Here is a 24,915-nt window from a genome sequence, read left to right as displayed (position 1 = left end):
ACCCTGCGCTCCGATCGCAAAGTTTGGCTTTGACATGGGAGGCCACAGCGATTAAGGGGACCGGCTTATAAATTCCGATGGAACGCCGGCTTGAACGGCATCTGCCGAATCTCATATTCGGCTATTCACACGAGGCTTATAGTGGCGAAAGCGGAACTTGGAACCAAGCGTACCGATCCGGAAACCGGCAAGAAGTTTTATGATCTGAACCGGGATCCGATCGTCTCTCCTTATACCGGCAAGTCCTACCCTCTGTCCTTCTTCGAAGAAACCTCGGCGATCGCCGAAGTTGCCGAGGAAGAGGAGGTCGCGGAAGTCGATACTGAAAACACCGAAGTCGAACTGGTTTCGCTGGAAGATGCCGATGACGCCGCCAGCGGTGACGACATCCCCGATATCGGCGATGACGATGTCGAAATCGAAGGCGACGACGACGACGATACCTTCCTCACACCCGACGAAGATGACGATGATGACGACATGAGCGACATCATCGGCGTGACCGGCGACGACGACGAAGTCTGAGACCGCATTTCGGCCCGGCGAGGAAAAAATTCTCCGGGCCAGATTTTTTAGGCTTGCTATCTCCGGAATCCGGAAGTAATAAGCCGCCACGCCGAAGGGCACGCCTTGAGGAGTATCCCAGGACCGGCCGCGAGCCGGACCACCTTGATGGGGCTATAGCTCAGCTGGGAGAGCGCTTGCATGGCATGCAAGAGGTCAGCGGTTCGATCCCGCTTAGCTCCACCAGCCTACGCTCTTCGAGCTTCGGCTCGGCAAGCCGGCAGGCTTGACGGGACGAGGGCGAGAAGGAAGCGGAGGCTGCCGCGCCGAAGTTGCGAAGCAACATAGGCGGGCTACGATCCTTCCATGAAGTACGTCTACATTCTCCATAGCACTGAATTTCCGGATCGCTATTATGTTGGCGTGACGAGTGATCTGAAGTCGCGCTTGGCAAAACACAACGCCGGCAAGGTTTCTCACACCTCGAAATATCTTCCTTGGTCTCTCAAGACCTATCTCGCTTTCTCCGATGAAACGCAGGCCTTCGCTTTCGAGAAATATCTGAAGTCGGCTTCAGGCAGAGCTTCCGCAAAGAAAAGACTCTAGCCGGCCCACCTCAACTCCGGCAGGACGCCTCCACAGCCCGCCGGCGCCTTGCTGACCGGCGATTTCATCTCCTTCGTGACAGGCAACACGACGCGGCCGCACTGGCCTTGAGTGAGGGCAATCTTTATCACGCGGCGGTCCTGATCTCCGCCACCGTCGTGCAGAAATTCTTCGAGGCAGCAGACGCAACGAAAAGGGCTTGGGCGACGGATATACCGCGTTCGGAGACGAACAGATCTTCCTCAATGTGACGAATTCCGAAGGAGAGCCTTATAGCGGCCTTGATGACGCAACCTTCCAAGGCGGACTAAAACGCGCTGCCGCATCCTTTGGTGCGCGTCACAAAGACCGCCGAAAGCAAAGGCTGGAACCGCGATGAATGAGAGCCCCGTACGAGGCATCCACGCGCAAGCCGCTTGGCTATCGAAAGATGCATCGCTGAAGGCCCCAAGTGAGAATTCACCGGCAATAAGAAAATATCGAAGGCGGCTGTTTCGGGCAAACAGTCAAAATTAGAATATTTTGTCTATTGTTGATGGATTATAGCGTTCCATAGCCCTGTCGATTTTAACAATAAGATTTTCGAACGTCCGGCGAATGCGTCGTTGGGCGCATGTGGCTTGCCGTCTTCTTCCAAGATCAGCCAGGAGATATCCATGAGCAATCCAGTTCTCGTCAATCAGATCATTCCCGAGTCCGATGTCGTGCCGCTGACCGGCCGCGTCGGAGCCGAAATCAGGGGTATTCGCCTCGGCGGAGACCTTTCCGACGCGACGGTCGCAGCCATCAACCAGCTTCTCCTGAAACACAAAGTCATCTTTTTCCGCGATCAGGACCATCTTGGCGATTCCGAACAGGAATCCTTCGCGCGCCGCCTGGGCGACCTTGTGCCTCATCCAACTCAGGGTCCGGTGGCCGGCACGGCTTCCATCCTCAATCTCGATTCCAGCCGCGGAGGCGGCAGGGCGGACCAGTGGCACACCGACGTCACCTTCGTGGATGCCTATCCCAAATTCTCGGTCCTTCGCGGCGTCGTCATTCCGGCGGCTGGAGGTGATACGATCTGGTCCAACACCCATGCCGCATACGAAAGTCTGCCAGCATCGCTCAAATTGCTGGCGGACAATTTGTGGGCCATTCACAGCAATGCCTATGACTACGCAGCCGTGCGCCCTCGCGCCACCGCTGACGAGAAGAAGCATTTCGAGGAAGTTTTCACGTCGACCATCTACGAGACCGAGCATCCAGTCGTGCGTGTCCATCCCGAAACCGGCGAAAGATCGCTGCTGCTCGGCAATTTCGTTCAGCGTCTCGTCGGCTTGTCGAAGAGCGACTCCGCAAAACTCTACGAGGTGTTCCAGTCCTATGTTACCGCGCCGGAAAATACCGTGCGCTGGCACTGGAGAGCCGGTGACGTCGCAATCTGGGATAATCGCGCGACCCAGCACTACGCTGTCAACGACTACGGCGACCAGCACCGGGTCGTGCGCCGCGCCACCGTTGACGGCGACGTCCCCGTCAGCGTCGACGGCCGCCGCAGCGTAACCCACGTCAAGGTCGCCAAGCCGAAAGCAAAGGCCGCGTGAGCGCGGCTGGACTAGGGAGCAACCATGAAGCTTGATATAGCGCGGCGCTTTCCGCGCTACTCGATCGGCGAACGCGCGTCATAAAGGGCGAACTGAGCACGGTCACATTTCCAGGCATGCTGGTTGTGAACGCGCCCGCGACACGACGACCAGGGGGTGCGCCGGTACGGCCCAGATGGCGAGCGCTCAGTTCGCTTCAAGCAAATTCCTGATACACCAAGGAGAAATTCGAAGAGGAGAACACCCATGGTTAGTCAACCCGTTACCACCCGCATCGTCCTTGCATCGCGCCCTTCCGGAAAGCCGGTGGCTGCGAATTTCCGGCTCGAGCGGGAGACGGTTCGGGATCTCGCCGAGGGCGAGGTTCTTCTCAAGACGCTTTATCTTTCCCTTGACCCCTACATGCGGGGCCGCATGGACGATGCCAAGTCCTATGCCAAGCCGGTCGAAATTGGCGGTGTGATGGAAGGGGGCACGGTTGCGCAGGTCGCGCACAGCCGCAACACGGCGTTCAAGGCGGGGGATATCGTCCTCTCGCATTCCGGCTGGCAGAGCTATGCGATTTCCGATGGTGCGGGCTTGCAGAAGCTCGATCCGGAAACCGCACCGATCACGACAGCACTCGGCATTCTTGGAATGCCGGGCTTTACGGCCTATGCCGGGCTTCGCAATATCGGCAAACCCAAAGCCGGCGAAACACTTGTGGTCGCGGCAGCGAGCGGCGCGGTTGGCTCGGCAGTTGGGCAGATGGCAAAGATTTACGGTGCGCGTGTTGTCGGAATCGCAGGCGGGTCCAAGAAATGTGACCACTTACGCCAAGCGCTCGGCTTCGATGTCGCGATAGACCATCATTCGAGCGATTTTCCGGCACAACTCGCAGCCGCCTGTCCGAACGGAATCGATGTCTATTTCGAGAATGTTGGTGGCCACGTCTGGAGCGCGGTGTTTCCATTGCTGAACGACTTCGCCCGCATACCGGTCTGTGGCCTCATCGCGCATTACAACGAAGGATCCTCTGTCTCGAACGGACGTGATCAGCTTCCTGCGGTGATGCGTGCCATCCTGCGGAAAAGCCTCACCATACGAGGCTTCATACAGCGCGAATTTGCCGATCAGCGTCCTGACTTCTATGAGCAAGCCGCAGCGTGGATCTCCGAAGGACGGCTGAAGTACAAGGAAGATATCGTTGACGGACTTGAAAACGCTCCGGAGGCTTTTCTTGGCCTTCTGAAAGGGAAGAATTTCGGAAAGCTGATCGTACGCGTCGCGCCCTGATCCGTCGCCCCGGTGTTTCTATTTCGCGGCGCAGTTCTTTTTGCTCACGGTCGGAACAGAACAAAAAAGCGAATCCCGAAGAAGCGGACATCGGAGCACGTATATTCTATCAAAAATATAGAGACGCTTTAATTTGGTCTCGTCTTATTCCGGAGGGTATGATGAAGATCACAAGGCGAGCTTTCACTGCAGTGGTGGCAGGTGCCATCGCGACACCTTTGACCCATGTTCGGCTGGCCGGCGCCGCTGACAAGGTCGTGCGTATCGGCTACCAGAAATATGGAACGCTGGTGCTTCTCAAGGGCAAAGGCACGCTGGAGAAGAAACTGGAACCCATCGGCTACACCGTTGAATGGACCGAGTTTCCGGGCGGTCCTCAACTGCTCGAGGCCCTGAACGCTGGTGCTGTCGATTTCGGATCGACCGGCGAAACGCCGCCGATCTTCGCCCAGGCCGCAAACGCTCCGCTTGTCTATATCGCACACGAGCCGCCCGCCCCGCGCGGAGAAGCCATACTGGTCCCGAAGGACAGCCCCATAAAGTCCGTCGCGGAACTGAAAGGCAAGAAGGTCGCCTTCAACAAGGGCTCGAACGTGCATTACCTGCTCGTCAAGGCGCTCGAAGAAGCCGGCTTGACCTATGAGGACGTCGAATCATCCTTCCTCGCTCCGGCCGACGGCCGCGCAGCCTTCGAAAAGGGCGCGGTCGATGCTTGGGTCATCTGGGATCCCTTCCAGGCCGCGGCGGAAGTCGCGGTCGAAGCGCGAGAACTCAGAAACGGCGAAGGCATCGTCCCCAATCACCAGTTCTATCTCGGCACCAAGTCGCTGGTCGACGGTCACGCCGAGGCGATCGATGTCTTGATCGACGCCATTTCCGAGATCGACGAATGGACCAAGTCCGACACCGCGGCTGCGGCTGCGGAGCTCTCACCATCGGTCGGCATCCCCGAACCTGTCCTCGTCAAGGCGCTCGAGCGCCAGTCCTACGGGGTCAAGAGCCTGGACGACACCGTCGTCGCGCAGCAGCAGAACATCGCCGACACCTTTTTCAAACTGAAGCTCATTCCCAAGGAGGTGACGATTGCCGACGTTGTCCGCAAGGGCAAGGCATAGTGCTCCTCTTCCCGCCTACGTCTGCATGCCGGACGTCGCGACGTCCGCCTGCAGAAGGAAGCTAGCATGACGGTTCCACTGGTCAGCTTGAGCAATCTGTCGACGGAGCCATCCCCCTCGCCTCAGGTCGCCGCGATATGGGAGGCTCTTTGCGCGGAGGCCGTCAATGCTTCGGCCAAGGATGCAGCACTCACGCGCGCCATGAATTCCGCGGTGCTTTATCATGCGAGTTTCGCCCAGGCGCTCGCTCAGCGGGTCGCGATCAAACTGGCCAATCACGACCTCGACCATGACGAGCTGCTGGCGGTGATTGCCCAGGCGTTCGTCGGCAATCGCAATATTGTCGCCGATGCTGCGGCGGACCTCACCGCGATCAAGGAACGCGATCCATCGAACACGGAAATCCTGACGCCATTCCTCTATTTCAAGGGCTTTGTGGCTCTGCAGGGACAACGCGTCGCTCACTGGCTTTGGCATCATGACCGCCTCCATTTGGCGCGCCACATCCAGAGCCGAATTTCTGAAGTTTTCGGCGTCGATATTCATCCCGCCGCAAAGATGGGCAGGAGCATCATGCTCGATCATGGGAGCGGCCTGGTCATCGGCGAAACGGCTGTTGTCGAAGACGATGTATCGATACTCCAGAACGTCACGTTGGGAGGGACGGGCAAGGAGACCGGCGACCGGCACCCCAAGGTACGGCGCGGCGCTCTGATCGGAGCAGGGGCCAAGATTCTCGGCAACATCGAAATTGGTGTCGGCGCCAAGGTGGGTGCAGGCAGCGTGGTCATAAATGCTGTTGCAGCCTACACATCGGTCGCCGGCATTCCGGCGAGGCAGGTGGGCAAGCGCCACTTCAACCTCCCGGGCATCACGATGGACCAGACCTTGTCTGAACCGGAGTATATGATCTGAGGCCTAGGGTAGGCTTGTCTGGGCGAGGTTGGCGTGACGAGTAACCTGAAATCGCGCCGCCCTACATCACCTCCGGCAGGCCGCTCTCACAGCCCGCCGGCGCCTCGCACCTCACATCTCGACGACAACAGCCGTCACCCGCTTTACCACCGGCAGCATCAATAGCAGGACGGGAAAGGCGATCGCCCAGGAGAGCGCCCAAGCGGAGGGCCACATGGCAAGGGCAGGGGCGGTCAGGCCCTGTGCTCTGACGATGCTGATCGCCGAGACGACTGATGTCATCAATAACGAGAGGATGAGCGGCATGACGATCGTATTGTAACGTTTGGGGAGTTTGCCTTTGGGCATTTTGATCTCCGTAAGGTGCCAATCAGGCAATTGCGCAGCGCCGATCGGCGGGTTGCGCGTTGATTGACGTAAACGCTTACGGAGCTTCGATCTGAAGCAACGCCGTTTCTATGGCCGAAAATGTGTTGCCGTTCAAGTCCACCCCATCCCCTTCGGATCGCCTTTGCCAATTCCTCAATGAGAGGATGTATGTTCGTTGCTGGAATCTCAGCGATTCGGCTCCAGGACCCTCAGCCAATGACCAGAGCAAGACGCCGCCGCATCATCCGGACTCGACGAACCCTGACCGGGCTCGCCCTGGTCGGCTCGATCTCGTTTCTGGCTGGCATGACCGATGCGACCGGTCTTCTGCTGACCGGCGACTTTGTCTCCTTCATGACGGGGAACACGACGCGGGCCGCACTGGCCTTGAGTGAGGGCAATCTTTATCACGCGGCTGTCCTGATCTCCGCCATCGTCGTTTTCGTGCTCGGCAATGCGGCTGGCGTCGTCATCTCCCATGTCTCCGAGCGCCGGATCTTTGTGGTGCTCGGCTGCGTCGGGCTGGTTCTGGCGCTCGCCTCGATGATGACGGTGCAGAACATGCTGTTCGCGCGGTTCTACATAATCGTCTTTTCCATGGGCATGGTGAACGCTGCCGTCGAGCATATCGAAGGCCTGCCGATCGGGCTGACCTATGTGACCGGCGCCCTGTCGCGCTTCGGCCGGGGCATCGGCCGCTGGATCATCGGCGATCGTCGTGTCGAATGGACGATCCAGATCGTGCCCTGGGGCGGCATGGTGCTCGGCGCGATCGCCGGCGCCGTCCTGACGCGGCTGACCGGTGCGCACGCGCTGTGGCTGGTCTCCCTCTTCGCCATGCTGCTTGCACTTGCCGCCATGCTCATCCCGCGGCCGCTTCAGCGCCGCTTCAATCAGAAGGTTGCACCGAGCGGATCGGCCATCACGCGCGCGAAATAAAACCGTCGCATTCCTGTCACCGTCGAATCGGATAGGAAGGATCGCCGCCAATCCTCAAGGAGTGGGTTTTGTTCCTGATTTCGAAGCTTGTCTGGATTTTCGCTCAGCCGCTGTCGCTGGCATTCTTCCTCGTCTTCTTTGCCCTGCTTGCCGGCCTTCTGCGCTGGCGTATCTTAAGTATCCTCGGCGCAATGGGTTCAGCCCTCATCCTCTTCGTCACGCTCTACACCACGGCCGGCAACCTGCTGATGCAGGGTCTCGAGCAGCGCTTCGCAAAGCCCGCCGCCGATCCAGAAAACCTGCAATGCATGATCGTGCTCGGCGGCGCCTTCGAAAACGAGGTCAACACGGCACGCCACGGCATAGAATTCAATGGTGGAGCTGACCGCTTCATCGAAGCCCTGCGGCTTGCGCAGAAATTTCCGCAGTCGCGCATTCTGGTTTCCGGCGGCGACGGCTCCATCTCCGGCATCTATGAAGGTGATGCGGCGGCATCCGAGCGTTTCTTCCCGCTCTTCGGCGTCGGCAGGGATCGCCTGATCGAGGAGAGGCAATCGCGCACGACGTTCGAAAACGCCGTCAACACCAAGGAATTCCTGGCAAGCCAGGGTCTTTCCAATTGCCTGCTGATCACATCGGGTTTCCACATGCCGCGCTCCGTCGGCATCTTCCGCAAGCTCGGCATCGATATCGTGCCCTGGCCGACCGATTATCGCACCGACGGCCAGGTGAGGCTCGGGCTCGATTTCACTCAGCCGAACCTCAATGCGCAGAACATGGCGACGGCGATCCGCGAATGGTACGGGCTGGTAGGATATTATCTCGCCGGCCGCACATCCGAACTTTATCCGCAATAGACCGCCGCGCGTCCGATAGGACGCGCAAAGGACGCTCTATCACTTTGAATTCGCGCATAATCCCGAAAATCTTTCGGGATTATGCGCTGAAATTTACTTTTTCGAGATGGTGACGAATTTCGTGCCGCGGACACGCGCCGTCACGATGCAGGGATCACCTTCGGTGCGGTCGCAGAAACGCGGATGCATCTTCATCGCCAGCACCATGTTGCCGAAGCGCTGGACGAAATCGTAGCCATAGATCTGTGCGGTCGCGATCATGAAATAACCGCCTTCGGCAACCTGCAGGTAGAAATTATAGGTGCAGCCGTCGTCATTGCATTGCGGCCCCTTCTGCCCGTCGCAGGTCAGTTGGCCCTCGTTGACCACAGCGTCGATCAGGCCGTCATTGTTGATGTCCTGCCGGATGATGAAGCCGTCGGCAAATTCAGCCGTCTTGCACTGCTCCTGAAAATGTTTCTTCTCGTAGATCTCAGGATCGGAAATCAGCGATTGCTGACTGAGGGCGACAGCCGGCATGGCAAGCAGCAGGACGATATTCAGAACGGCGAGCACCAGCGTTTTCACGGCTTTCCTCTTTGGATAAAGGCTTCTAATGCATGTCGCCCAAAACTGTGCAGCGGTTTTGGGACAACGACATGCACTATATCAAAGACTTCAGCTTTATGGCCGCGCCGCCTTGCGCCGCCCTTGCCGCCGTGATTGATTCCGCAAAACTTCCGCCGGTTCCGGGGCTCGCATGTCTCTGCTCGTCTATCTCGATTATGCCGGCATTGCGCTGTTTGCAGCAACAGGCGCGCTCGCCGCCTCGCGCAAGCAACTGGACCTGATCGGTTTTTTGTTTTTCGCCATGGTGACGGGAACGGGCGGCGGCACCGTACGCGATATCGTGCTCGGCCGTGTGCCGGTCTTCTGGGTGCTGAACCCCGCCTATATCCTCGTCTGCTGCATCGTCGGCGTCATCGTTTTCTTCACCGCCCATCTGCTGGAATCGCGCTATCGCCTGCTGATCTGGCTGGATGCGATCGGCCTTGCCGCCTATTGCGTGATCGGCGCCGCCAAGGGCCTCGCCGCCACCGGTTCGCCGACCATCGCGATCGTCACCGGCACGCTGACGGCGACCTTCGGCGGCATCCTGCGCGATCTGATGGCAAACGAGCCTTCGGTGTTGTTGAGGCCGGAAATCTACGTGACCGCAGCCCTTATCGGCGCCGGCGTGTTCACGGCCGCGAATGCGCTCGGAATGCAGCTCTATCTGGCGTCTGCCTGCGGCGTCGTGGCGGCCTTTGCCGCTCGCGGTGGAGCCCTGTGGTTCGGCTGGACCTTCCCGACCTACAGGCACAAGCCCGGCCGGCATCCCGACGATGTCATGTGAAGCCTAATGCATGTCGCCCAAAAGTGCACAGCGGTTTTGGGACAACAATATCCATAAAAATAAAGATTTAAAGGGCGTCGTATTAGCCCGATGCGGTGCGATGCGCTTTAGTCGTCAGCCCTGCTTCGCTCGCAGGCGGATCACCACGTCGACATGGGCGATCTCCATGCCCTCCGGCGGTTCCGGCAGATTGGCGATCGTCAGGTTGCTGACGGGAATGTCGAGCACCTCGTTCTCGCCTTCGACGAAGAAATGGTGATGGTCGGATATATTGGTGTCGAAATAGGTCTTGGCGCTCTCGACGGCGAGAACCCGGATGAGACCGGCTTCGGTGAATTGGTGCAGCGTGTTGTAGACGGTTGCCAAGGAGACTGGCACGCCGGCGGCAACCGCCTCCTCATGCAGTTCCTCGACGGTCAAATGCCGATCGCCCTTGGCAAACAGGAGGTCGCCGAGCGCGACACGCTGGCGGGTGGGGCGCAGGCCTGCACCGCGCAGCCTTACCTCTATTGCGATCGGGAGTGCACCCGTCATCAAAACCAACTCCGGTTATTCTGGCATAAAGCAATCATGTTTCTTTAAGGGGTATAACTTTTGCATCGGAGCCTTTCAATAGTTCAATGGGGACAGGAGCCTGATAAACGCGGCAAAAACGGGCTTTTGACGCAAATAGGTCTGGTCCCGGCCCTAGCCTTCCTGTATGCGACCACCAAATAATGGCGCAAGCCTGGTCCGGGGCGATGAATGAAGCTGCCTTGCTCGTGCTTCATTTTCTGAAGAACTTGGACTACACGTTCACATCCATCGGCTTGATGCGGGAGGAAAAGAAACTTTATGACGACCAGACAGTCCAGCTTCTCGTATGAAGAACTCATCGCTTGCGCACATGGCGAGCTGTTCGGGCCCGGCAATGCGCAGCTGCCCCTGCCGCCCATGCTGATGGTTCACCGCATCACGGACATTTCCGAAACGGGCGGCACCTTCGATAAGGGCTACCTCCGGGCCGAATACGACGTACGCCCCGACGACTGGTATTTCCCCTGCCATTTCGAAGGCAATCCGATCATGCCGGGCTGCCTCGGTCTCGACGGAATGTGGCAGCTGACCGGTTTCTTTCTGGGCTGGCTCGGCGAGCAAGGCCGAGGCATGGCGCTTTCGACCGGCGAAGTGAAATTCAAGGGCATGGTCCGGCCACAGACGAAGCTGATCGAATATGGCATCGACTTCAAGCGTGTCATGCGCGGCCGTCTGGTCCTCGGCACGGCCGACGGCTGGCTAAAGGCGGACGGCGAGACCATATATCAGGCGGCCGACCTTCGCGTCGGTCTATCGAAAGACAAGGCGGCCTGAAACCGCATTTCGAGCGGCTGACGAAAACAACAAAGGTTTGATCAGATGAGACGGGTAGTTGTCACGGGCCTGGGTGTCGTGTCCTCGATCGGAAACGACGCGGCCGAAGTCACCGAATCCTTGCGGCAGGCAAAGTCGGGTATCTCCTTTTCGAGCGATTTCGCCGAACATGGGTTCAAGTGCCAGGTCTGGGGCAGTCCGAAGCTCGGTTCGGCGGAACTTGCCGAACTGGTCGACCGCCGCGCCATGCGCTTCCTGTCGCAGGGCGGCGCCTGGAACCATGTCGCCATGAAACAGGCACTTGCCGATTCCGGCCTGGAAGAGAAAGACTACGCTCAGAACGAGCGTACCGGCATCATCATGGGCTCCGGCGGTCCGTCCACCCGCACCCTGATCGAAGCTGCCGAGATCACCATAAAAAATAACAGCCCGAAACGCATCGGCCCCTTCGCCGTGCCGAAGGCGATGTCCTCGACCGCATCGGCCACGCTCGCCACCTGGTTCAAGATCCACGGCGTAAATTATTCGATCTCGTCGGCCTGCTCGACCTCGGCGCATTGCATCGGCAACGCCGCCGAGATGATCCAGTGGGGCAAGCAGGACGTGATGTTCGCCGGCGGCCACGAGGATCTCGACTGGACGATGTCCAACCTCTTCGACGCCATGGGCGCCATGTCCTCCAAATATAACGACACGCCGGACAGCGCCTCGCGCGCCTATGATGTCAACCGCGACGGTTTCGTCATCGCCGGCGGCGCCGGCGTGCTGGTGCTTGAGGAGCTGGAGCGCGCTAAGGCCCGCGGTGCCAAGATCTACGCAGAAATCGTCGGCTACGGCGCAACCTCGGACGGCTACGACATGGTCGCCCCCTCGGGCGAAGGCGCTATCCGCTGCATGCGCCAGGCGCTCGCCACCGTCAAAGGCGACGTCGACTACGTCAACACCCACGGCACATCGACGCCGGTCGGCGACAGCAAGGAAATCGGCGCCATCCGCGAAGTGTTCGGCTCGAAGATCCCGCATATCCAGTCGACCAAGTCGCTGACCGGCCATTCGCTTGGCGCTGCCGGGGTGCAGGAATCGATCTATTCCCTGCTGATGATGCAGCAAGGCTTCATCGGCGAAAGCGCTCATATCACCGAGCTCGATCCCGAATTCGAAGGTGTCCCGATCGTGCGCAAGCGCATCGACGACGCCAAGATCGACATTGCCCTCTCCAATTCCTTCGGCTTCGGTGGCACCAACGCCACGCTCGTCTTCCAGCGTTATAACGGATAATAATATGACGGGATTCATGCAGGGTAAGCGCGGGCTCGTTATGGGCGTCGCCAATAACCACTCGATCGCCTGGGGGATTTCAAAAGCTCTCGCCGTACAGGGTGCGGAACTCGCCTTCACCTATCAGGGCGATGCGCTCGGCAAGCGCGTCAAGCCGCTTGCTGCCGAGGTCAACTCGGATTTCGTGCTGCCCTGCGACGTCGAGGACGTCGCCTCGGTCGATGCCGTGGTCGACGTGATCAAGGAGCGCTGGGGCAAGCTCGATTTCATCGTCCATGCCATCGGTTTTTCCGACAAGAACGAGCTGAAGGGTCTCTACGCCGATACGACGCGGGAGAATTTCAGCCGCACCATGGTCATTTCCTGTTTCTCCTTCACCGAGATCGCCAAGCGCTGCGCTCCGTTGATGGAAGATGGTGGTGCGATGCTGACGCTGACCTATAATGGCTCGACGCGCGTCATCCCGAACTACAACGTCATGGGGGTTGCCAAGGCAGCGCTCGAGGCTTCGGTGCGTTATCTCGCTGCCGACTACGGCCCGCGCGGCATCCGCGTCAATGCCATTTCCGCCGGCCCGATCCGTACGCTTGCCGGCGCCGGCATCTCCGATGCGCGCGCGATCCTCTCCTGGAACCAGCGCAATGCGCCGCTGCGCAAGACCGTGACCATCGATCAGGTCGGCAACTCGGCTCTCTACCTGCTCTCCGACCTTTCCTCCGGCGTCACCGGCGAAATCCACTTCGTCGACGCCGGCTTCAACGTCACCTCCATGCCGACGCTGGAAACGCTGAGCAAAGCGGACGTCGAGTAAACGGCTACCCCATTTGAAACTCAAAGGCCGTGCGCAGATGATGCGCACGGCCTTTTTGTTGTTCGATGATAGGATCAGTGTCGAAGCCGCCTGAGCCCTATTTCTTCGCCCAGAGAACCTTGAACCGGGCGTTGCGGCAGGTTTCGCCGCTTTCCTTGAAATTCGCCGCCAGAACCGGCTCGTAAGGCAGGCCGCGATTGGCGACGAGCAGCAGGCGGCCGCCGCCGCGAAGGGCGGATGCGGCCGTCTTGATCATTGCCTGGCCGAGCGCCGGATCGGCCGCGTGTCCCTCATGGAAGGGTGGGTTCATGATGACGAGATCGTATTTGTCTTTGACCGGCTCACCCGCCAGATCGTGCCAGAAGAAGCGTGCAGGCGCGTTCGGGCAGTTCTTAGCCAGATTACCCCTGGCAGCCTCCAAAGCCGCGTGATCGGCCTCGTAGAGGTCGAGACGCGTCAGTCCACGCGACTTCTGCGCCTGCTCGACGGAGAGATAGCCCCATCCGGCGCCGAAATCGGCAACGTCGCCGGTGAAATCCTCAGGCAGGCGCGACGCCAGCAGCTCCGATCCTGCATCGATGCGGTCATGCGAGAACATGCCTGGAGTCGCTTGGAAACGACCATCGACGCGGACCGGCGCCTTTGCCAGCTTGGAGATAATCTCGTCTGCATCCGCCGGCCGGCCGAACCAGAAGGCGACGCCGTGATATTTCGGCATATAGTCGACGGCAATATTGAAACCTTCCATCCGCTTGCGTAGCGGCTGGATGCCGTCTTCCTTGGCGCCGGCAACGACGATCAGGCCGCCGAGCCGGGTGCGGGCGATCGCAGCGGCGAGATTGGCCTCGTTCTCGCCCTTGTGCTTGGTGCAGAGCACCAGAGCCGCATCGTAGTCTTCGCCGTCGATCTCCGGCTTCGCTTCGATCCGCTGGGCCAGCAGCTGCCGATAGAGCGGCCGGAAGCCCTGGACGGCGCTGAGCGAGGCGGCAAAGCCTTCCGGCAGCGCAAAGCCTGCCTCGGCGCCGAGGAAGAGCACGCGCTCGCCCTCGCCGGGCGCCGCGACTGTGCCGCTGGCAAAGGGATGGAACAGGGTCTTCAGCGTCTCGCTGCTCATGGTCTCGTCTCGTCCTAAAGCATGTCGCGCAAAAGTGTTCAGCGGTTTTGCGAGCACGACATGCGCAAAACCAAAGACCTGAAGTGCGGCTAGAGCGCCGCGCGTCTTTTCAGACGCGCTAAGGACGCTCTATCACTTTGAATCTGCGCATAACCCTTTCCGAAAATCGATTCCGACTTTCGGGGTTATGCGCTAGCGATCTGAAAGATCGCGCCGCGCTTTAGGATACAAAAAAGGGCGCGGAAGCATTCCCGCGCCCGGTATTGAATCTGGAAGGCGGCTTATTCGGCCGCTTCTTCCTTCTTCTTCTCGTTCGGGATTTCCTGGCCGGTGGCCTGGTCGACGACCTTCATCGACAGGCGAACCTTGCCGCGTTCGTCGAAGCCGAGCAGCTTGACCCAGACCTTGTCGCCTTCCTTGACGACGTCCTGCGTCTTGGCAACACGCTCGGAAGCGAGCTGCGAGATGTGGACGAGGCCGTCACGGGCACCGAAGAAGTTGACGAAGGCGCCGAAGTCGGCGGTCTTGACGACCGTGCCTTCGTAGACCTGGCCGATCTCAGGCTCGGCGACGATCGAGTGGATCCACTTGCGGGCCGCTTCGATCTCCTTGCCCGAGGACGAAGCGATCTTGACGGTGCCGTCATCCTCGATGTTGATCTTCGCGCCGGTCTTTTCGACGATTTCGCGAATAACCTTGCCGCCGGAGCCGATGACTTCACGGATCTTGTCGACCGGGATGTTCATGACTTCGATGCGCGGAGCGAATTCGCCGAGCTGGCCGCGGCTTTCGGTGATGGCCTTGGACATTTCGCCGAGGATATGGACGCGACCGCCTTGGGCCTGGCCAAGGGCGACCTTCATGATCTCTTCGGTGATACCGGTGATCTTGATGTCCATCTGCAGCGAAGTGATGCCGTCGGCGGTACCGGCGACCTTGAAGTCCATATCGCCGAGGTGGTCTTCGTCACCGAGAATATCGGAGAGGACAGCGAAGCGATCGCCTTCCAGAATCAGACCCATGGCGATACCGGCAACCGGCTTTGCCAGCGGAACGCCGGCGTCCATCAGAGCGAGTGAGGTACCGCAGACGGTCGCCATCGAGGACGAGCCATTCGACTCGGTGATCTCGGAGACGACGCGCAGCGTGTAGGGGAACTGCTCAGGCGTCGGCAGCATCGGACGGATCGCGCGCCATGCGAGCTTGCCGTGGCCGATTTCGCGACGACCCGGGGAGCCCATGCGGCCCGTCTCGCCAACCGAGTAGGGAGGGAAGTTGTAATGGAGCAGGAAGCGCTCCTTGTACATGCCGGTCAGGCTGTCGACATACTGCTCGTCTTCGCCGGTGCCGAGGGTTGCAACCACGATCGCCTGGGTTTCGCCGCGGGTGAACAGCGCCGAACCGTGGGTGCGCGGCAGAAGACCGACTTCCGAAACGATCGGACGGACGGTTTCGAGGTTGCGGCCGTCGATGCGGCTCTTGGTGTCGAGGATGTTCCAGCGGACGATCTTTGCCTGCAGATGCTTGAAGATCGCGCCGACTTCTTCGGCCGTGTACCGGGCTTCGCCTTCCTCGGGGAGGAAGTGCGCCTTGACCTTCGCCTTGACGGCGTCGACGGCGGCGTAGCGGTCGGCCTTCTGGGTGATCTTGTAGGCTTCGCGAAGTTCACCTTCGGCAAGGCCGAGCATCTCGGTTTCGAGAGCGGAGTAGTCTGCCGGCTGGAAGTCGCGCGGCTCCTTGGCGGCCACTTCGGCGAGCTTGATGATTGCGTCGAGAACCGGCTGGAAGCCCTTGTGGCCGAACATGACGGCACCGAGCATGACGTCTTCGTTAAGTTCCTTGGCTTCGGATTCCACCATCAGCACGGCGTCATAGGTGCCGGCGACGACGAGGTCGAGGCTCGATTCGTCCATCTCGTCGAGATGCGGGTTGAGAACGTATTCGCCGTTGATGTAGCCGACGCGCGCACCACCGACCGGGCCCATGAAGGGAATGCCGGACAGCGTCAGCGCAGCCGAGGTGGCAACCATCGACAGCACGTCAGGATCGTTTTCGAGGTCATGCTGGATAACGGTAACGACAACCTGCGTGTCGTTCTTGTAGCCCTCAGGGAAGAGCGGGCGGATCGGGCGGTCGATCAGGCGGGAAACCAGGGTTTCCTTTTCGCTCGGACGGCCTTCGCGCTTGAAATAGCCGCCGGGGATCTTGCCGGCCGCATAGGTCTTTTCCTGGTAGTTAACGGTGAGCGGAAAGAAGTCCTGGCCGGCCTTCGGCGCCTTGGCCGAGACGACGGTGGCGAGAACGACGGTTTCGCCGTAGGTGGCGAGAACGGCGCCGTCGGCCTGACGGGCGATCTTGCCGGTTTCGAGTTTCAGCGGGCGGCCAGCCCACTCGATTTCCACTGTGTGTGTATCAAACATGTCTTGTCCTTCAATGCGGGAGCACGCGCCATCGCCGGTATCAAGGCGCAGCGCACAGTCGACCGCAATCAATGTGACGTATCACGGGCAAGACAACGGGAGGCTTTTCATCCTCGGTTTCCTCAGGCGTTCCTGAGAAACCGGGCCAAAGCTCATTGACAAGCCTTGGCCGAAAGCATCCGGCAATCCTGCCCCATGACAGGTCAACGGTTGGTTTGGCAGAACCGGCCCATCCGGGTCTGCCGGTCTTTCCACCGCTAAAAGATAGGGCGCGGCTGGAACATTTCATCGGGAACCGTGTCCCGAAACACATCGGCGGGCGCTCGGAAAGCGCCCGCCGGATAATCTTAGCGGCGGATACCCAGGCTGGTGATCAGCTTGGAATAGCGGCCTTCATCCTTCTTCTTGAGATAATCAAGAAGCGAGCGGCGGCTCGAAACCATCGTCAGCAGGCCACGGCGGGAATGGTTATCCTTCTTGTGGTCCTTGAAGTGTTCGGTCAGGTTGTTGATGCGTTCGGTCAGGATCGCGACCTGGACTTCCGGAGAACCGGTATCGCCTTCAACGGTCGCATATTCCTTGATCAGCGCAGACTTGCGCTCAGCAGTGATCGACATCGGGTTATCCTTTCTAAGAGGAGGAGATAAAGTCGCCAAAAGCCGGGATGTCGTCCAGCTTTGGCCGTGAATGCGAGCAGGCAAACCTGACGCTGGCGCTGCCTATAAACCAAATAAGCCGCGATGGAAAGAGGGGAGCGCCCGCAGCGGTTTTCAGCGGCCCGCCATGGCCTCCCGGATCATCGCATCGTAACCTGTGGGATCCTGTAGCATGGCGAAATGGCTGGCATTTTTCAGGATGACGAGCTTTGCGCCCGGAATGTCTTTCGCCATCATCTCCGTATGATCGAGCTTCACCGCCTCATCATGGTCGCCGATGGCGAGCGTGATCGGCACCGCGATCTTTCCAAGATCCGCTGCCGTCCAGGCCGGCTGGGTCGCCCACATCTCGGAAATATGGGTGACGAAGGCGTCGTATTCGTTCGGCGTCGGCGACAGCTTCCTGTAATAGTCGCCGGCGACGTTGATGTAGTCGTTGAAGGTCTTGTTGTTCATCACGTCAGCCTTGACGCCGTCGGTCGTGACGTTGGCTGCCTGGGCAATGACGCGCGTCAGCTTTTCCGGATGTTTCATCGCCATGTCGATGCCGATGATGCCACCATCCGACCATCCCACAAGTGTCACCTTGTCGATCTTCAGATAGTCAAGAAGGGCGACGTAGTCAGATGTCATCAGATCGTAACCGAAGGGCTGCTGGCTGCGCGTTGAGCGCCCATGTCCGCGGCTATCGGCAACGATGACCAGATGATCCTTGGCAAAATCGGCGACCTGGTGACCCCAGACCTCGGCATTTCCAAGACCGCCATGAATGAACAGGATGGGGTCGCCTTTGCCGTATTCGGCGTAATACATCTTGATGTCGTTCACCTCGGCCATGCCGCTCGTCTTTGCCACCGGCATCGAAGGAAAGGCCGGAAGCTCGGCCCAGCGCTCGGCGGATTGAGCGCCGGTGACGGCAAGCAACATCGAAAAGAACGTCAGGATTCCGATAGCAGTTCCACGCATAGTCTTTCCCTCTGTCAGGCCCCCATGGCCCCTCGGGCCGCTATGGCTGCCCGACAGGGAAGATATCGCATCGCGACCGGCTGACAATCGCTGTCTTGTCGGAAAGCCAGATAGGCTCAGGCGAAAACCCGCTTCGGGCGAAACTCGCCCTGGCCGATCTCGCCGATCGCGATCAGCTTGCCGCGGGCCGTCGCATAGGCTTCGCTTTCGGCAACCGGCGCATCGCGGCCACGCACCAGGATCGGGTTGCCCATCTTCAGCCGGTGCGCCTGGTCGTCATTGATGACCAGATGAGGCAGGGAGGATAGCGCTTCGCAGGTGTTGATCAGCAGCGCGTCGAGGGCCGCCAGGCGCTCGTCCATATCCTCGATCGCCTCCAGCGCCACGAGATCCGCGAGCGGCACCATGGCCTCTTCCGCGAAAGGCGCGACGAAGGTGCGCCGCAGCCCGGACACATGGCCGTAGCAGCCGAGCTCGCGCCCGAAATCGCGCGCCAGCGCCCTGACATAGGTACCCTTGCCGCATTCCACTTCGAAATGCGCGCTATCGGCGTCCGGGCAGGCAATCAAGGTCAGCCGGAAGATATCGACCTCACGCGAGGGGATTTCGACGGTTTCGCCTTCGCGCGCCAGATCATAGGCGCGTTCACCTGCGATCTTGATAGCGGAAAACTGCGGCGGCACCTGGCTGATGGTACCGATATATCCAGGCAGGATGTCGCGGATCTGCTGTTCGCTCGGGCGTTTGTCCGAACTCTCCGTCACTTCGCCCTCGAGATCGTCGGTCGCCCGCTCCTCGCCCCAGCTCACCGTGAATTCATAGATCTTGCGGCCGTCCATCACGTAGGGGACGGTCTTCGTCGCGTCGCCAAGCGCGATCGGCAGCATGCCGGAGGCGAGCGGATCGAGCGTGCCGGCATGACCGGCCTTCTCAGCCTTATAGAGCCACTTGATCTTGGAGACGGCTTCCGTCGAGCCGAAATCCACCGGCTTGTCGAGGATCAGCCAGCCGGAAATCGGCCGGCCTTTGGGTTTGCGTGGTTTGGACATGCGTCTCTTCTGTTTATTGTTCGTCATTATCGCCGTCGAGGTCGCGGCTCACCTCGGGCGAACGCAGCAGCTCGTCGATCTTCTTGTAGTTGTCGAAGCTGGTATCGTCGCGGAAGCGTACCTCCGGCATGTATTTCATCTGCCGAAGCTGCGGCCCGAGCCGGCCACGGATGAACCTTGCATGGCGGTTCAACGCCTTGATGACGATGCTGTGGTCTGAAACGCCGAGCGGCGTCACATAGGCGGTAGCGATCTTGAGGTCCGTCGACATGCGCACTTCCGAGATCGAGATCACGGTCGCCTCGATGATTTCGTCACGCACTTCGCCGCGCTGCAGCACCTGGGTGAGAGCGGCGCGAACCTGTTCGCCAATGCGCAGCATGCGCTGCGAAGGCGCGGAAGAAGTTGGTCTGGTCATTGTTATCTCTATTTGCCGATGCGGCTGGGAATCGAACCCGTCAAAGGAGAGCGTCCATGACTCTTTTGGTCCAAAAGGTCAAGTCAGCAGATGCCCGAAAGCCATCCGCCGGCTGGCGGATGGCTTTCGGAAAAGTTCAGGCGCAGCAGCTTAGAGCGTGCGCGTGATATGCTCGACGCGGAAGCACTCGATGACGTCGCCGGCGCGCATGTCCTCGTAGTTTTCGAAGGCCATGCCGCATTCCTGACCCATCGGCACTTCGGACACTTCGTCCTTGAAGCGCTTGAGCGTCTTGAGCTTGCCTTCGTGAACGACGACGTCGTTGCGGATGAGGCGGACGCCCGCACCACGTTCGACCTTGCCTTCGACGACACGGCAGCCTGCGACCTTGCCGACCTTGGTGATGTTGAACACCTCGAGGATCTCGGCATTGCCGATGAAGGTTTCGCGCCGCTCCGGAGACAAGAGGCCCGACATCGCTGCCTTCACATCATCCACGAGGTCGTAGATGATGTTGTAGTAGCGTATTTCGATGCCTTCGCGTTCGGCGAACTGGCGTGCCTGCGTATTTGCACGGACGTTGAAGCCGATGATGGCCGCGTTCGAGGCTTCGGCGAGCGAGATATCCGACTCGGTGATGCCGCCGGCGCCCGAATGGACGATGCGGGCGCGCACTTCGTCGGTGCCAAGCTTCTCCAGCGCACCGGCAATCGCTTCGATCGAGCCCTGCACGTCACCCTTGATGACCAGCGGGAACTCCTTGATGCCGACGCTCTGGCGCTGCATCATCATCTGTTCCAGCGAACCGCGCTGTCCCGACTGGCGGGCAGCCGCCTTGTCGCGGGCCAGACGCTGACGATATTCCGAGATTTCGCGGGCGCGGCTTTCGCTTTCGACGACGGCGAACTTGTCGCCCGCCTGCGGCGTGCCGGAAAGACCGAGAACCTCGACCGGCGTTGCCGGACCGGCTTCCTTCACATGGTCGCCCTTGTCGGTGACGAGAGCGCGCACGCGGCCCCAGACGTCGCCGGCGACGATGATCTGGCCGGGACGCAGCGTGCCCTTCTGCACGAGCACGGTCGCGACCGAACCACGGCCACGATCGAGCTGGGCTTCGATGACAGTGCCTTCCGCCGTCCGGTTCGCATTGGCCTTGAGATCGAGAATTTCCGCTTGCAGCAGGATCGCCTCGAGCAGCTTGTCGAGGTTCTTGCCGGTCTTGGCCGAAACCTCGACGTCAAGCACTTCGCCGCCCATGGATTCCACGAAAACTTCGTGCTGCAGCAGCTGGTTGCGGACCTTCTGCGGATCAGCCTCGTGCTTGTCGACCTTGTTGATCGCCACGATGATCGGAACACCGGCCGCCTTGGCGTGGTTGATCGATTCGATCGTCTGCGGCATCACGCTGTCGTCGGCTGCGACGACCAGGATCGCAATGTCGGTCGCCTGCGCACCGCGGGCACGCATTGCCGTGAAGGCGGCGTGGCCGGGCGTATCGATGAAGGTGATCTTCTGACCGTTCTGCTCCACCTGATAGGCGCCGATATGTTGGGTGATGCCACCGGCTTCGCCGGAGACCACGTTGGCATGACGGATGGCGTCCAGCAGCGAGGTCTTGCCGTGGTCGACATGGCCCATGATGGTAACGACGGGCGGGCGCGAAACCAGTTCGCCATCGTCGTCGGACACGTTGAAGATGCCGAGTTCGACGTCGGATTCCGACACGCGCCTGACCGTATGGCCGAATTCGCCGGCGATGATTTCGGCAAGGTCGGCGTCGATGACATCGCCCGGCTTCATCATCTGGCCTTCCTTCATCAGGTACTTGATGACGTCGACGGCGCGTTCGGACATGCGCTGCGACAGCTCCTGAATGGTGATGGTCTCCGGCAGAACCACCTCGCGGGAAATCTTCTCGCGGGTTTCCTGCATCTGACCGCGGCGGAACTTCTCCTGCCGGCGACGCATCGCCGAGAGCGAACGACCGCGGGCATTGTCCTCGCCGTCGACGTTGGCAGTGGTGATCGTCAACTTGCCGCGACGGCGCTCTTCATCCGTCTTCGGACGAGTAGTGACCGGCTTTGCGGGTTCCGGGCGAACGACGCGGCCACGGACTGGGCCGCCACGCGCTGCGCCACGATCGTCTTCTTCCTTTTCGTCGCGGCGACCGCGAACGGCTCCTGGAACGGCAGCGCCGGGTGCCGGACGGGCAGCAGGTGCTCCAGCCGCATCGGGCCGGCGTGCGGCCGGTGCCGATGTTGCGGGCTGCTGCGGCCGTGCGGCGTCGGTGCGTGCTTCGGCCGGAGCCGGTTCTGCGGCTGCAGGTTCAGCAACAGCGGGTGCCTCAGCCTGCCGGATAGCCTCTTCAGCGGCCCGGCGGACAGCTTCTTCCGCTTCGGCTGCCTTGCGGATAACCTCTTCGGCGGCACGGAGCTTTTCTTCCTCGGCGCGGCGGATCGCATCCTGCGCGTCACGCGCCTGGGAGTCGGCAAGCGCGCGGCGGCGGGCGTCCATCTCTTCCGGCGACAGATGGTTCAGCACCACCGGGCGCGGACGATCGTTCTGGCGCGGCGGCTGGTGAGACTGCTGCGGCGGACGCTGGTTCGTCTGGTTGTTGTTGCCCTGCTGAACCCGCGGTGCCGGCGTCGGCTGCTGCGGACGCGCCTGCACGGGCGCGGGCGCCGGTTCGGCTGCGCGCACGGGGGCCGCCGAAGCGACGGGCGTGACCGGCTTTTCGTCTTCCGGGCGCATCGGGCGCCGCTTACGGGTCTCGACGACGACCGCCTTGGTGCGACCTCGACCCATATCCTGGCGAACGGTACCCTGGCTCATCCCCGATGGTTTCAGGGTGAGTGTCTTTTTGCCCGCTACGCTGATTGTCTTGTCGTCGTTACTATCGGTCATTCGTTCCCGTTCCTTCGGACAGGGAGCGATGACTAGATCAGACCCTGTCGTTCAATACTGTCGATCAATGAGGATGGGACCGGCCGATGCCGGTGACCGCCTCATTGTTTTAGCCGGCCAGCGCCGCCCGCTGCCCGGGACTGACCGCCAATACGGTACTGTTCGAGCATCTTTGCGCGCTTCACTACACCTTCACCCGCCTGCCCTGCAAGCACTGCGGCATGGATAAAAGCATTCTGGCCCATCAGGCCTTCCATTTCGCTCTCCGAGAAGAGACGGAAGGAAGGTATCTCCTCCTCGGTCTCCATTCCGAGGTGCCAGGCCTTGCGGGCCTGGTCGATTTTCCGGACGCCGTCGTCCGCTGCACCAGTCGCATGGAACACCGCAAGGGCTGCTCCGCTTCTGACCGCGGCATCCACTTTCGAGGACCCGCTGACGAACTGGCCGGCTTTCCGCGCCATGTTCATCATCTGCATCAATTGCGCCGCGAGCAGCCGATCGACACTCGCGCCGAGATCGTCCGCCGCCTTTACATCCGTCTTCAGCGCGCGGGCGAAGAGTTTCTTCGCCACCGCCCTGTCGACCAGCGATCGGTCGATCTTCACCCAGCATCCGCGTCCCGGAAGCTCGCGCTTCAGATCGGCGACAACTGTTCCATCGGGAGCGGCGACGAAGCGGATCAGCTCTTCCGGCGATCCGCTTTCGCGCGTCACGATGCACATGCGTCCGTTCACGTCATAACCTGCAAGATCGTCGTCCTCGAGAGGAGCGTCCGGTTCATGCGCGGTCATCATGCTTCTTGTTCGGCTTCGGTGACCTCTTCTTCGGTCCCCTTATCCAGGTCCTCTTGCGTGATCCAGCCAGCCGAAAGGCGGGCCTGGACGATCATCTGTTCTGCTTCGACGCGTGAGACGTCGAACTTCGAGAACAGGCCCTCGAACTTCTTCGTTTCGCCGTTCTTGCGTTCCGACCAGCCGACGAGATCGTCGGCAGCGCAGCCGGCAAAGTCCTCGATCGACTTGATGCCGTCTTCGCCGAGCGCCACCATCATCTGGGCGGTCATGCCGTTGATTTCACGCAGTTCGTCCTGGACACCGAGCGCCTTGCGCTTCTCGTCCATCTCGGCTTCGAGACGCTCGAGGAATTCGCGGGCGCGCTGCTGGATTTCCTGCGCCGTCTCCTCGTCGAAACCGTCGATCGAGGAGATTTCGTCGAGATCGACATAAGCCAGTTCTTCAACTGCGGCAAAACCCTCCGAAGCCAGAACCTGGCCGACCATCTCGTCGACATCGAGCGAATCCATGAACAGGTTGGTGCGCTCGTTGAATTCCTTCTGGCGGCGTTCCGATTCCTCGGCCTCCGTCATGATGTCGATATCCCAGCCGGTCAGCTGCGAAGCGAGGCGGACGTTCTGGCCGCGGCGGCCGATCGCAAGCGACAGCTGCTCGTCGGGAACGACGACTTCGATGCGCTCGGCATCCTCGTCGAGAACGACCTTGGCGACTTCGGCCGGCTGCAGGGCGTTGACGACGAAGGTCGCCGGGTCTTGGCTCCACGGAATGATGTCGATCTTTTCGCCCTGGAGTTCGCCGACGACGGCCTGAACGCGCGAGCCGCGCATACCGACGCAGGCGCCGACCGGATCGATCGAACTGTCGTTCGAGATCACCGCTATCTTGGCGCGCGAACCCGGGTCGCGGGCGACCGACTTCACCTGGATGATGCCGTCGTAGATCTCCGGCACTTCCATGGTGAAGAGCTTCACCATGAATTGCGGATGCGTGCGCGACAGGAAGATCTGCGGGCCGCGCTGCTCGCGACGGACATCATAGACATAGGCACGGACGCGATCGCCATAACGGACGTTTTCGCGCGGGATCATTTCGTCGCGGCGGATAATGCCTTCGCCACGGCCGAGATCGACGATGACGTTGCCGTATTCGACGCGCTTGACGGTACCGTTGACGATTTCGCCGACGCGATCCTTGAATTCGTCGAACTGGCGGTCGCGCTCGGCTTCACGCACCTTCTGCACGATCACCTGCTTGGCCGACTGTGCGGCGATGCGGCCGAAATCCATCGGGGGCAGCGGATCGGCGATGAAATCGCCGAGTGCGGCGTCCGGGTTGCGGTCGCGGGCTAGTTCCAGCGGGATCTGCGTCGAATAATCCTCGGCCTTCTCGACGACTTCGAGCAAGCGCTGCAGGCGGATTTCGCCGGTCTTCGGATTGATGTCGGCCCGGATGTTGGACTCGGTGCCGTAACGGGAGCGTGCCGCCTTCTGGATGGCATCGGCCATGGCGGCCAGCACGATCTCGCGGTCGATGACTTTTTCGCGCGCCACTGCATCTGCGATCTGCAGAAGTTCGAGCCGGTTCGCACTGACTGCCATTGTCTTGTTTCTCCGT

Annotated in this window: 24 protein-coding genes, 1 tRNA gene and 1 pseudogene; 14 read left to right on the top strand and 12 right to left on the bottom strand. The window is 60.5% G+C overall.

Annotation, left to right across the window (positions count from 1 at the left end; genetic code table 11):
• Nucleotides 1-141 precede the first annotated feature (141 nt).
• From ACM5SV_RS33030 to cysE, 8 genes and pseudogenes are all read left to right on the top strand, one after another.
• Nucleotides 142-525 (top strand): TIGR02300 family protein, encoded by a 384-nt coding sequence (locus ACM5SV_RS33030; RefSeq protein ID WP_012759632.1) that lies wholly within the window; start codon nt 142-144, stop codon nt 523-525.
• A 149-nt stretch (nt 526-674) separates the two neighbouring features.
• Nucleotides 675-750: transfer RNA gene (locus ACM5SV_RS33025), tRNA-Ala, on the top strand.
• Nucleotides 751-870: 120 nt separating this feature from the next.
• Nucleotides 871-1,110, top strand: coding sequence for a GIY-YIG nuclease family protein (locus ACM5SV_RS33020; protein WP_222018011.1), 240 nt, complete (start codon nt 871-873; stop codon nt 1,108-1,110).
• 42 nt (nt 1,111-1,152) lie between these two features.
• Nucleotides 1,153-1,271 (top strand): annotated as a pseudogene (locus ACM5SV_RS33015) (DUF1275 domain-containing protein); the annotation flags it as partial.
• 495 nt (nt 1,272-1,766) lie between these two features.
• Nucleotides 1,767-2,696: a TauD/TfdA dioxygenase family protein gene (locus ACM5SV_RS33010; protein ID WP_113546620.1), complete on the top strand. Its 930-nt coding sequence runs from the start codon at nt 1,767-1,769 to the stop codon at nt 2,694-2,696.
• Nucleotides 2,697-2,942: 246 nt separating this feature from the next.
• Nucleotides 2,943-3,971: an NADP-dependent oxidoreductase gene (locus ACM5SV_RS33005; protein ID WP_222018013.1), complete on the top strand. Its 1,029-nt coding sequence runs from the start codon at nt 2,943-2,945 to the stop codon at nt 3,969-3,971.
• Nucleotides 3,972-4,132: 161 nt separating this feature from the next.
• Nucleotides 4,133-5,086 carry a sulfonate ABC transporter substrate-binding protein gene (locus tag ACM5SV_RS33000; RefSeq protein WP_081250699.1) on the top strand — a complete coding sequence of 318 codons (954 nt, stop codon included), beginning with the start codon at nt 4,133-4,135 and terminating at the stop codon, nt 5,084-5,086.
• Nucleotides 5,087-5,152: 66 nt separating this feature from the next.
• Nucleotides 5,153-6,001, top strand: coding sequence for a serine O-acetyltransferase (cysE, locus tag ACM5SV_RS32995; RefSeq protein WP_012759638.1), 849 nt, complete (start codon nt 5,153-5,155; stop codon nt 5,999-6,001).
• Between the two features lie 111 nt (nt 6,002-6,112).
• On the opposite strand, the gene ACM5SV_RS32990 is transcribed toward cysE, so the two are convergent.
• Nucleotides 6,113-6,349 carry a DUF2798 domain-containing protein gene (locus tag ACM5SV_RS32990; RefSeq protein WP_017995649.1) on the bottom strand — a complete coding sequence of 79 codons (237 nt, stop codon included), beginning with the start codon at nt 6,347-6,349 and terminating at the stop codon, nt 6,113-6,115.
• Between the two features lie 237 nt (nt 6,350-6,586).
• Between ACM5SV_RS32990 and ACM5SV_RS32985 the strand changes: the two genes are divergently transcribed.
• The gene (locus ACM5SV_RS32985) at nt 6,587-7,309 is read left to right on the top strand and encodes a YoaK family protein (RefSeq protein ID WP_222018015.1); all 723 of its coding nucleotides are present in this window, start codon (nt 6,587-6,589) and stop codon (nt 7,307-7,309) included.
• 68 nt (nt 7,310-7,377) lie between these two features.
• A complete protein-coding gene (locus tag ACM5SV_RS32980) occupies nt 7,378-8,166 on the top strand; it encodes a YdcF family protein (protein WP_222004994.1) in 789 nt (262 codons plus the stop codon).
• 93 nt (nt 8,167-8,259) lie between these two features.
• Here the strand turns inward: ACM5SV_RS32980 and ACM5SV_RS32975 are convergent, their stop codons facing one another.
• Nucleotides 8,260-8,733, bottom strand: coding sequence for a hypothetical protein (locus tag ACM5SV_RS32975; RefSeq protein WP_003544300.1), 474 nt, complete (start codon nt 8,731-8,733; stop codon nt 8,260-8,262).
• 172 nt (nt 8,734-8,905) lie between these two features.
• Between ACM5SV_RS32975 and ACM5SV_RS32970 the strand changes: the two genes are divergently transcribed.
• Nucleotides 8,906-9,541, top strand: a complete 636-nt coding sequence (locus ACM5SV_RS32970; protein WP_012759642.1) for a trimeric intracellular cation channel family protein — start codon at nt 8,906-8,908, stop codon at nt 9,539-9,541.
• A gap of 114 nt (nt 9,542-9,655) precedes the next feature.
• Here the strand turns inward: ACM5SV_RS32970 and irrA are convergent, their stop codons facing one another.
• Nucleotides 9,656-10,075, bottom strand: coding sequence for an iron response transcriptional regulator IrrA (gene irrA / locus ACM5SV_RS32965; protein WP_012759643.1), 420 nt, complete (start codon nt 10,073-10,075; stop codon nt 9,656-9,658).
• A 300-nt stretch (nt 10,076-10,375) separates the two neighbouring features.
• Here irrA and fabA point away from each other — a divergent pair, with 300 nt between their 5' ends.
• Genes fabA through fabI form a run of 3 tightly spaced genes read left to right on the top strand, consistent with a single transcriptional unit; the run spans nt 10,376 to nt 12,980 of the window.
• Nucleotides 10,376-10,891 (top strand): 3-hydroxyacyl-[acyl-carrier-protein] dehydratase FabA, encoded by a 516-nt coding sequence (gene fabA, locus ACM5SV_RS32960; protein WP_012759645.1) that lies wholly within the window; start codon nt 10,376-10,378, stop codon nt 10,889-10,891.
• A 45-nt stretch (nt 10,892-10,936) separates the two neighbouring features.
• Nucleotides 10,937-12,169: a beta-ketoacyl-ACP synthase I gene (gene fabB, locus ACM5SV_RS32955; RefSeq protein ID WP_012759646.1), complete on the top strand. Its 1,233-nt coding sequence runs from the start codon at nt 10,937-10,939 to the stop codon at nt 12,167-12,169.
• A gap of 4 nt (nt 12,170-12,173) precedes the next feature.
• A complete protein-coding gene (fabI, locus tag ACM5SV_RS32950) occupies nt 12,174-12,980 on the top strand; it encodes an enoyl-ACP reductase FabI (RefSeq protein WP_222018017.1) in 807 nt (268 codons plus the stop codon).
• 97 nt (nt 12,981-13,077) lie between these two features.
• On the opposite strand, the gene ACM5SV_RS32945 is transcribed toward fabI, so the two are convergent.
• The 9 genes from ACM5SV_RS32945 to nusA form a co-directional block, all read right to left on the bottom strand.
• The gene (locus ACM5SV_RS32945; RefSeq protein ID WP_012759647.1) at nt 13,078-14,094 is read right to left on the bottom strand and encodes a class I SAM-dependent methyltransferase; all 1,017 of its coding nucleotides are present in this window, start codon (nt 14,092-14,094) and stop codon (nt 13,078-13,080) included.
• A gap of 281 nt (nt 14,095-14,375) precedes the next feature.
• Nucleotides 14,376-16,514: a polyribonucleotide nucleotidyltransferase gene (gene pnp / locus ACM5SV_RS32940; protein WP_003555779.1), complete on the bottom strand. Its 2,139-nt coding sequence runs from the start codon at nt 16,512-16,514 to the stop codon at nt 14,376-14,378.
• A 347-nt stretch (nt 16,515-16,861) separates the two neighbouring features.
• The gene (gene rpsO / locus ACM5SV_RS32935; protein ID WP_003544317.1) at nt 16,862-17,131 is read right to left on the bottom strand and encodes a 30S ribosomal protein S15; all 270 of its coding nucleotides are present in this window, start codon (nt 17,129-17,131) and stop codon (nt 16,862-16,864) included.
• A 153-nt stretch (nt 17,132-17,284) separates the two neighbouring features.
• Nucleotides 17,285-18,136, bottom strand: coding sequence for an alpha/beta fold hydrolase (locus ACM5SV_RS32930; RefSeq protein WP_419425481.1), 852 nt, complete (start codon nt 18,134-18,136; stop codon nt 17,285-17,287).
• A 116-nt stretch (nt 18,137-18,252) separates the two neighbouring features.
• Nucleotides 18,253-19,185: a tRNA pseudouridine(55) synthase TruB gene (gene truB, locus ACM5SV_RS32925; RefSeq protein WP_012759650.1), complete on the bottom strand. Its 933-nt coding sequence runs from the start codon at nt 19,183-19,185 to the stop codon at nt 18,253-18,255.
• Between the two features lie 13 nt (nt 19,186-19,198).
• A complete protein-coding gene (gene rbfA, locus ACM5SV_RS32920; protein ID WP_012759651.1) occupies nt 19,199-19,603 on the bottom strand; it encodes a 30S ribosome-binding factor RbfA in 405 nt (134 codons plus the stop codon).
• A 150-nt stretch (nt 19,604-19,753) separates the two neighbouring features.
• Nucleotides 19,754-22,507, bottom strand: coding sequence for a translation initiation factor IF-2 (infB, locus tag ACM5SV_RS32915; RefSeq protein WP_222018019.1), 2,754 nt, complete (start codon nt 22,505-22,507; stop codon nt 19,754-19,756).
• Between the two features lie 101 nt (nt 22,508-22,608).
• Nucleotides 22,609-23,301, bottom strand: a complete 693-nt coding sequence (locus ACM5SV_RS32910; RefSeq protein ID WP_003544325.1) for an RNA-binding protein — start codon at nt 23,299-23,301, stop codon at nt 22,609-22,611.
• A complete protein-coding gene (nusA, locus tag ACM5SV_RS32905; RefSeq protein WP_003544328.1) occupies nt 23,298-24,899 on the bottom strand; it encodes a transcription termination factor NusA in 1,602 nt (533 codons plus the stop codon). The genes ACM5SV_RS32910 and nusA overlap by 4 nt, the downstream gene beginning before the upstream one ends.
• Nucleotides 24,900-24,915: the final 16 nt, after the last annotated feature.

Source organism: Rhizobium sp. CRRU65, from assembly GCF_048551595.1.
GTDB classification, from domain to species: Bacteria; Pseudomonadota; Alphaproteobacteria; order Rhizobiales; family Rhizobiaceae; genus Rhizobium; species Rhizobium leguminosarum_J.
This window is presented reverse-complemented; position numbering and strand designations above follow the sequence as displayed.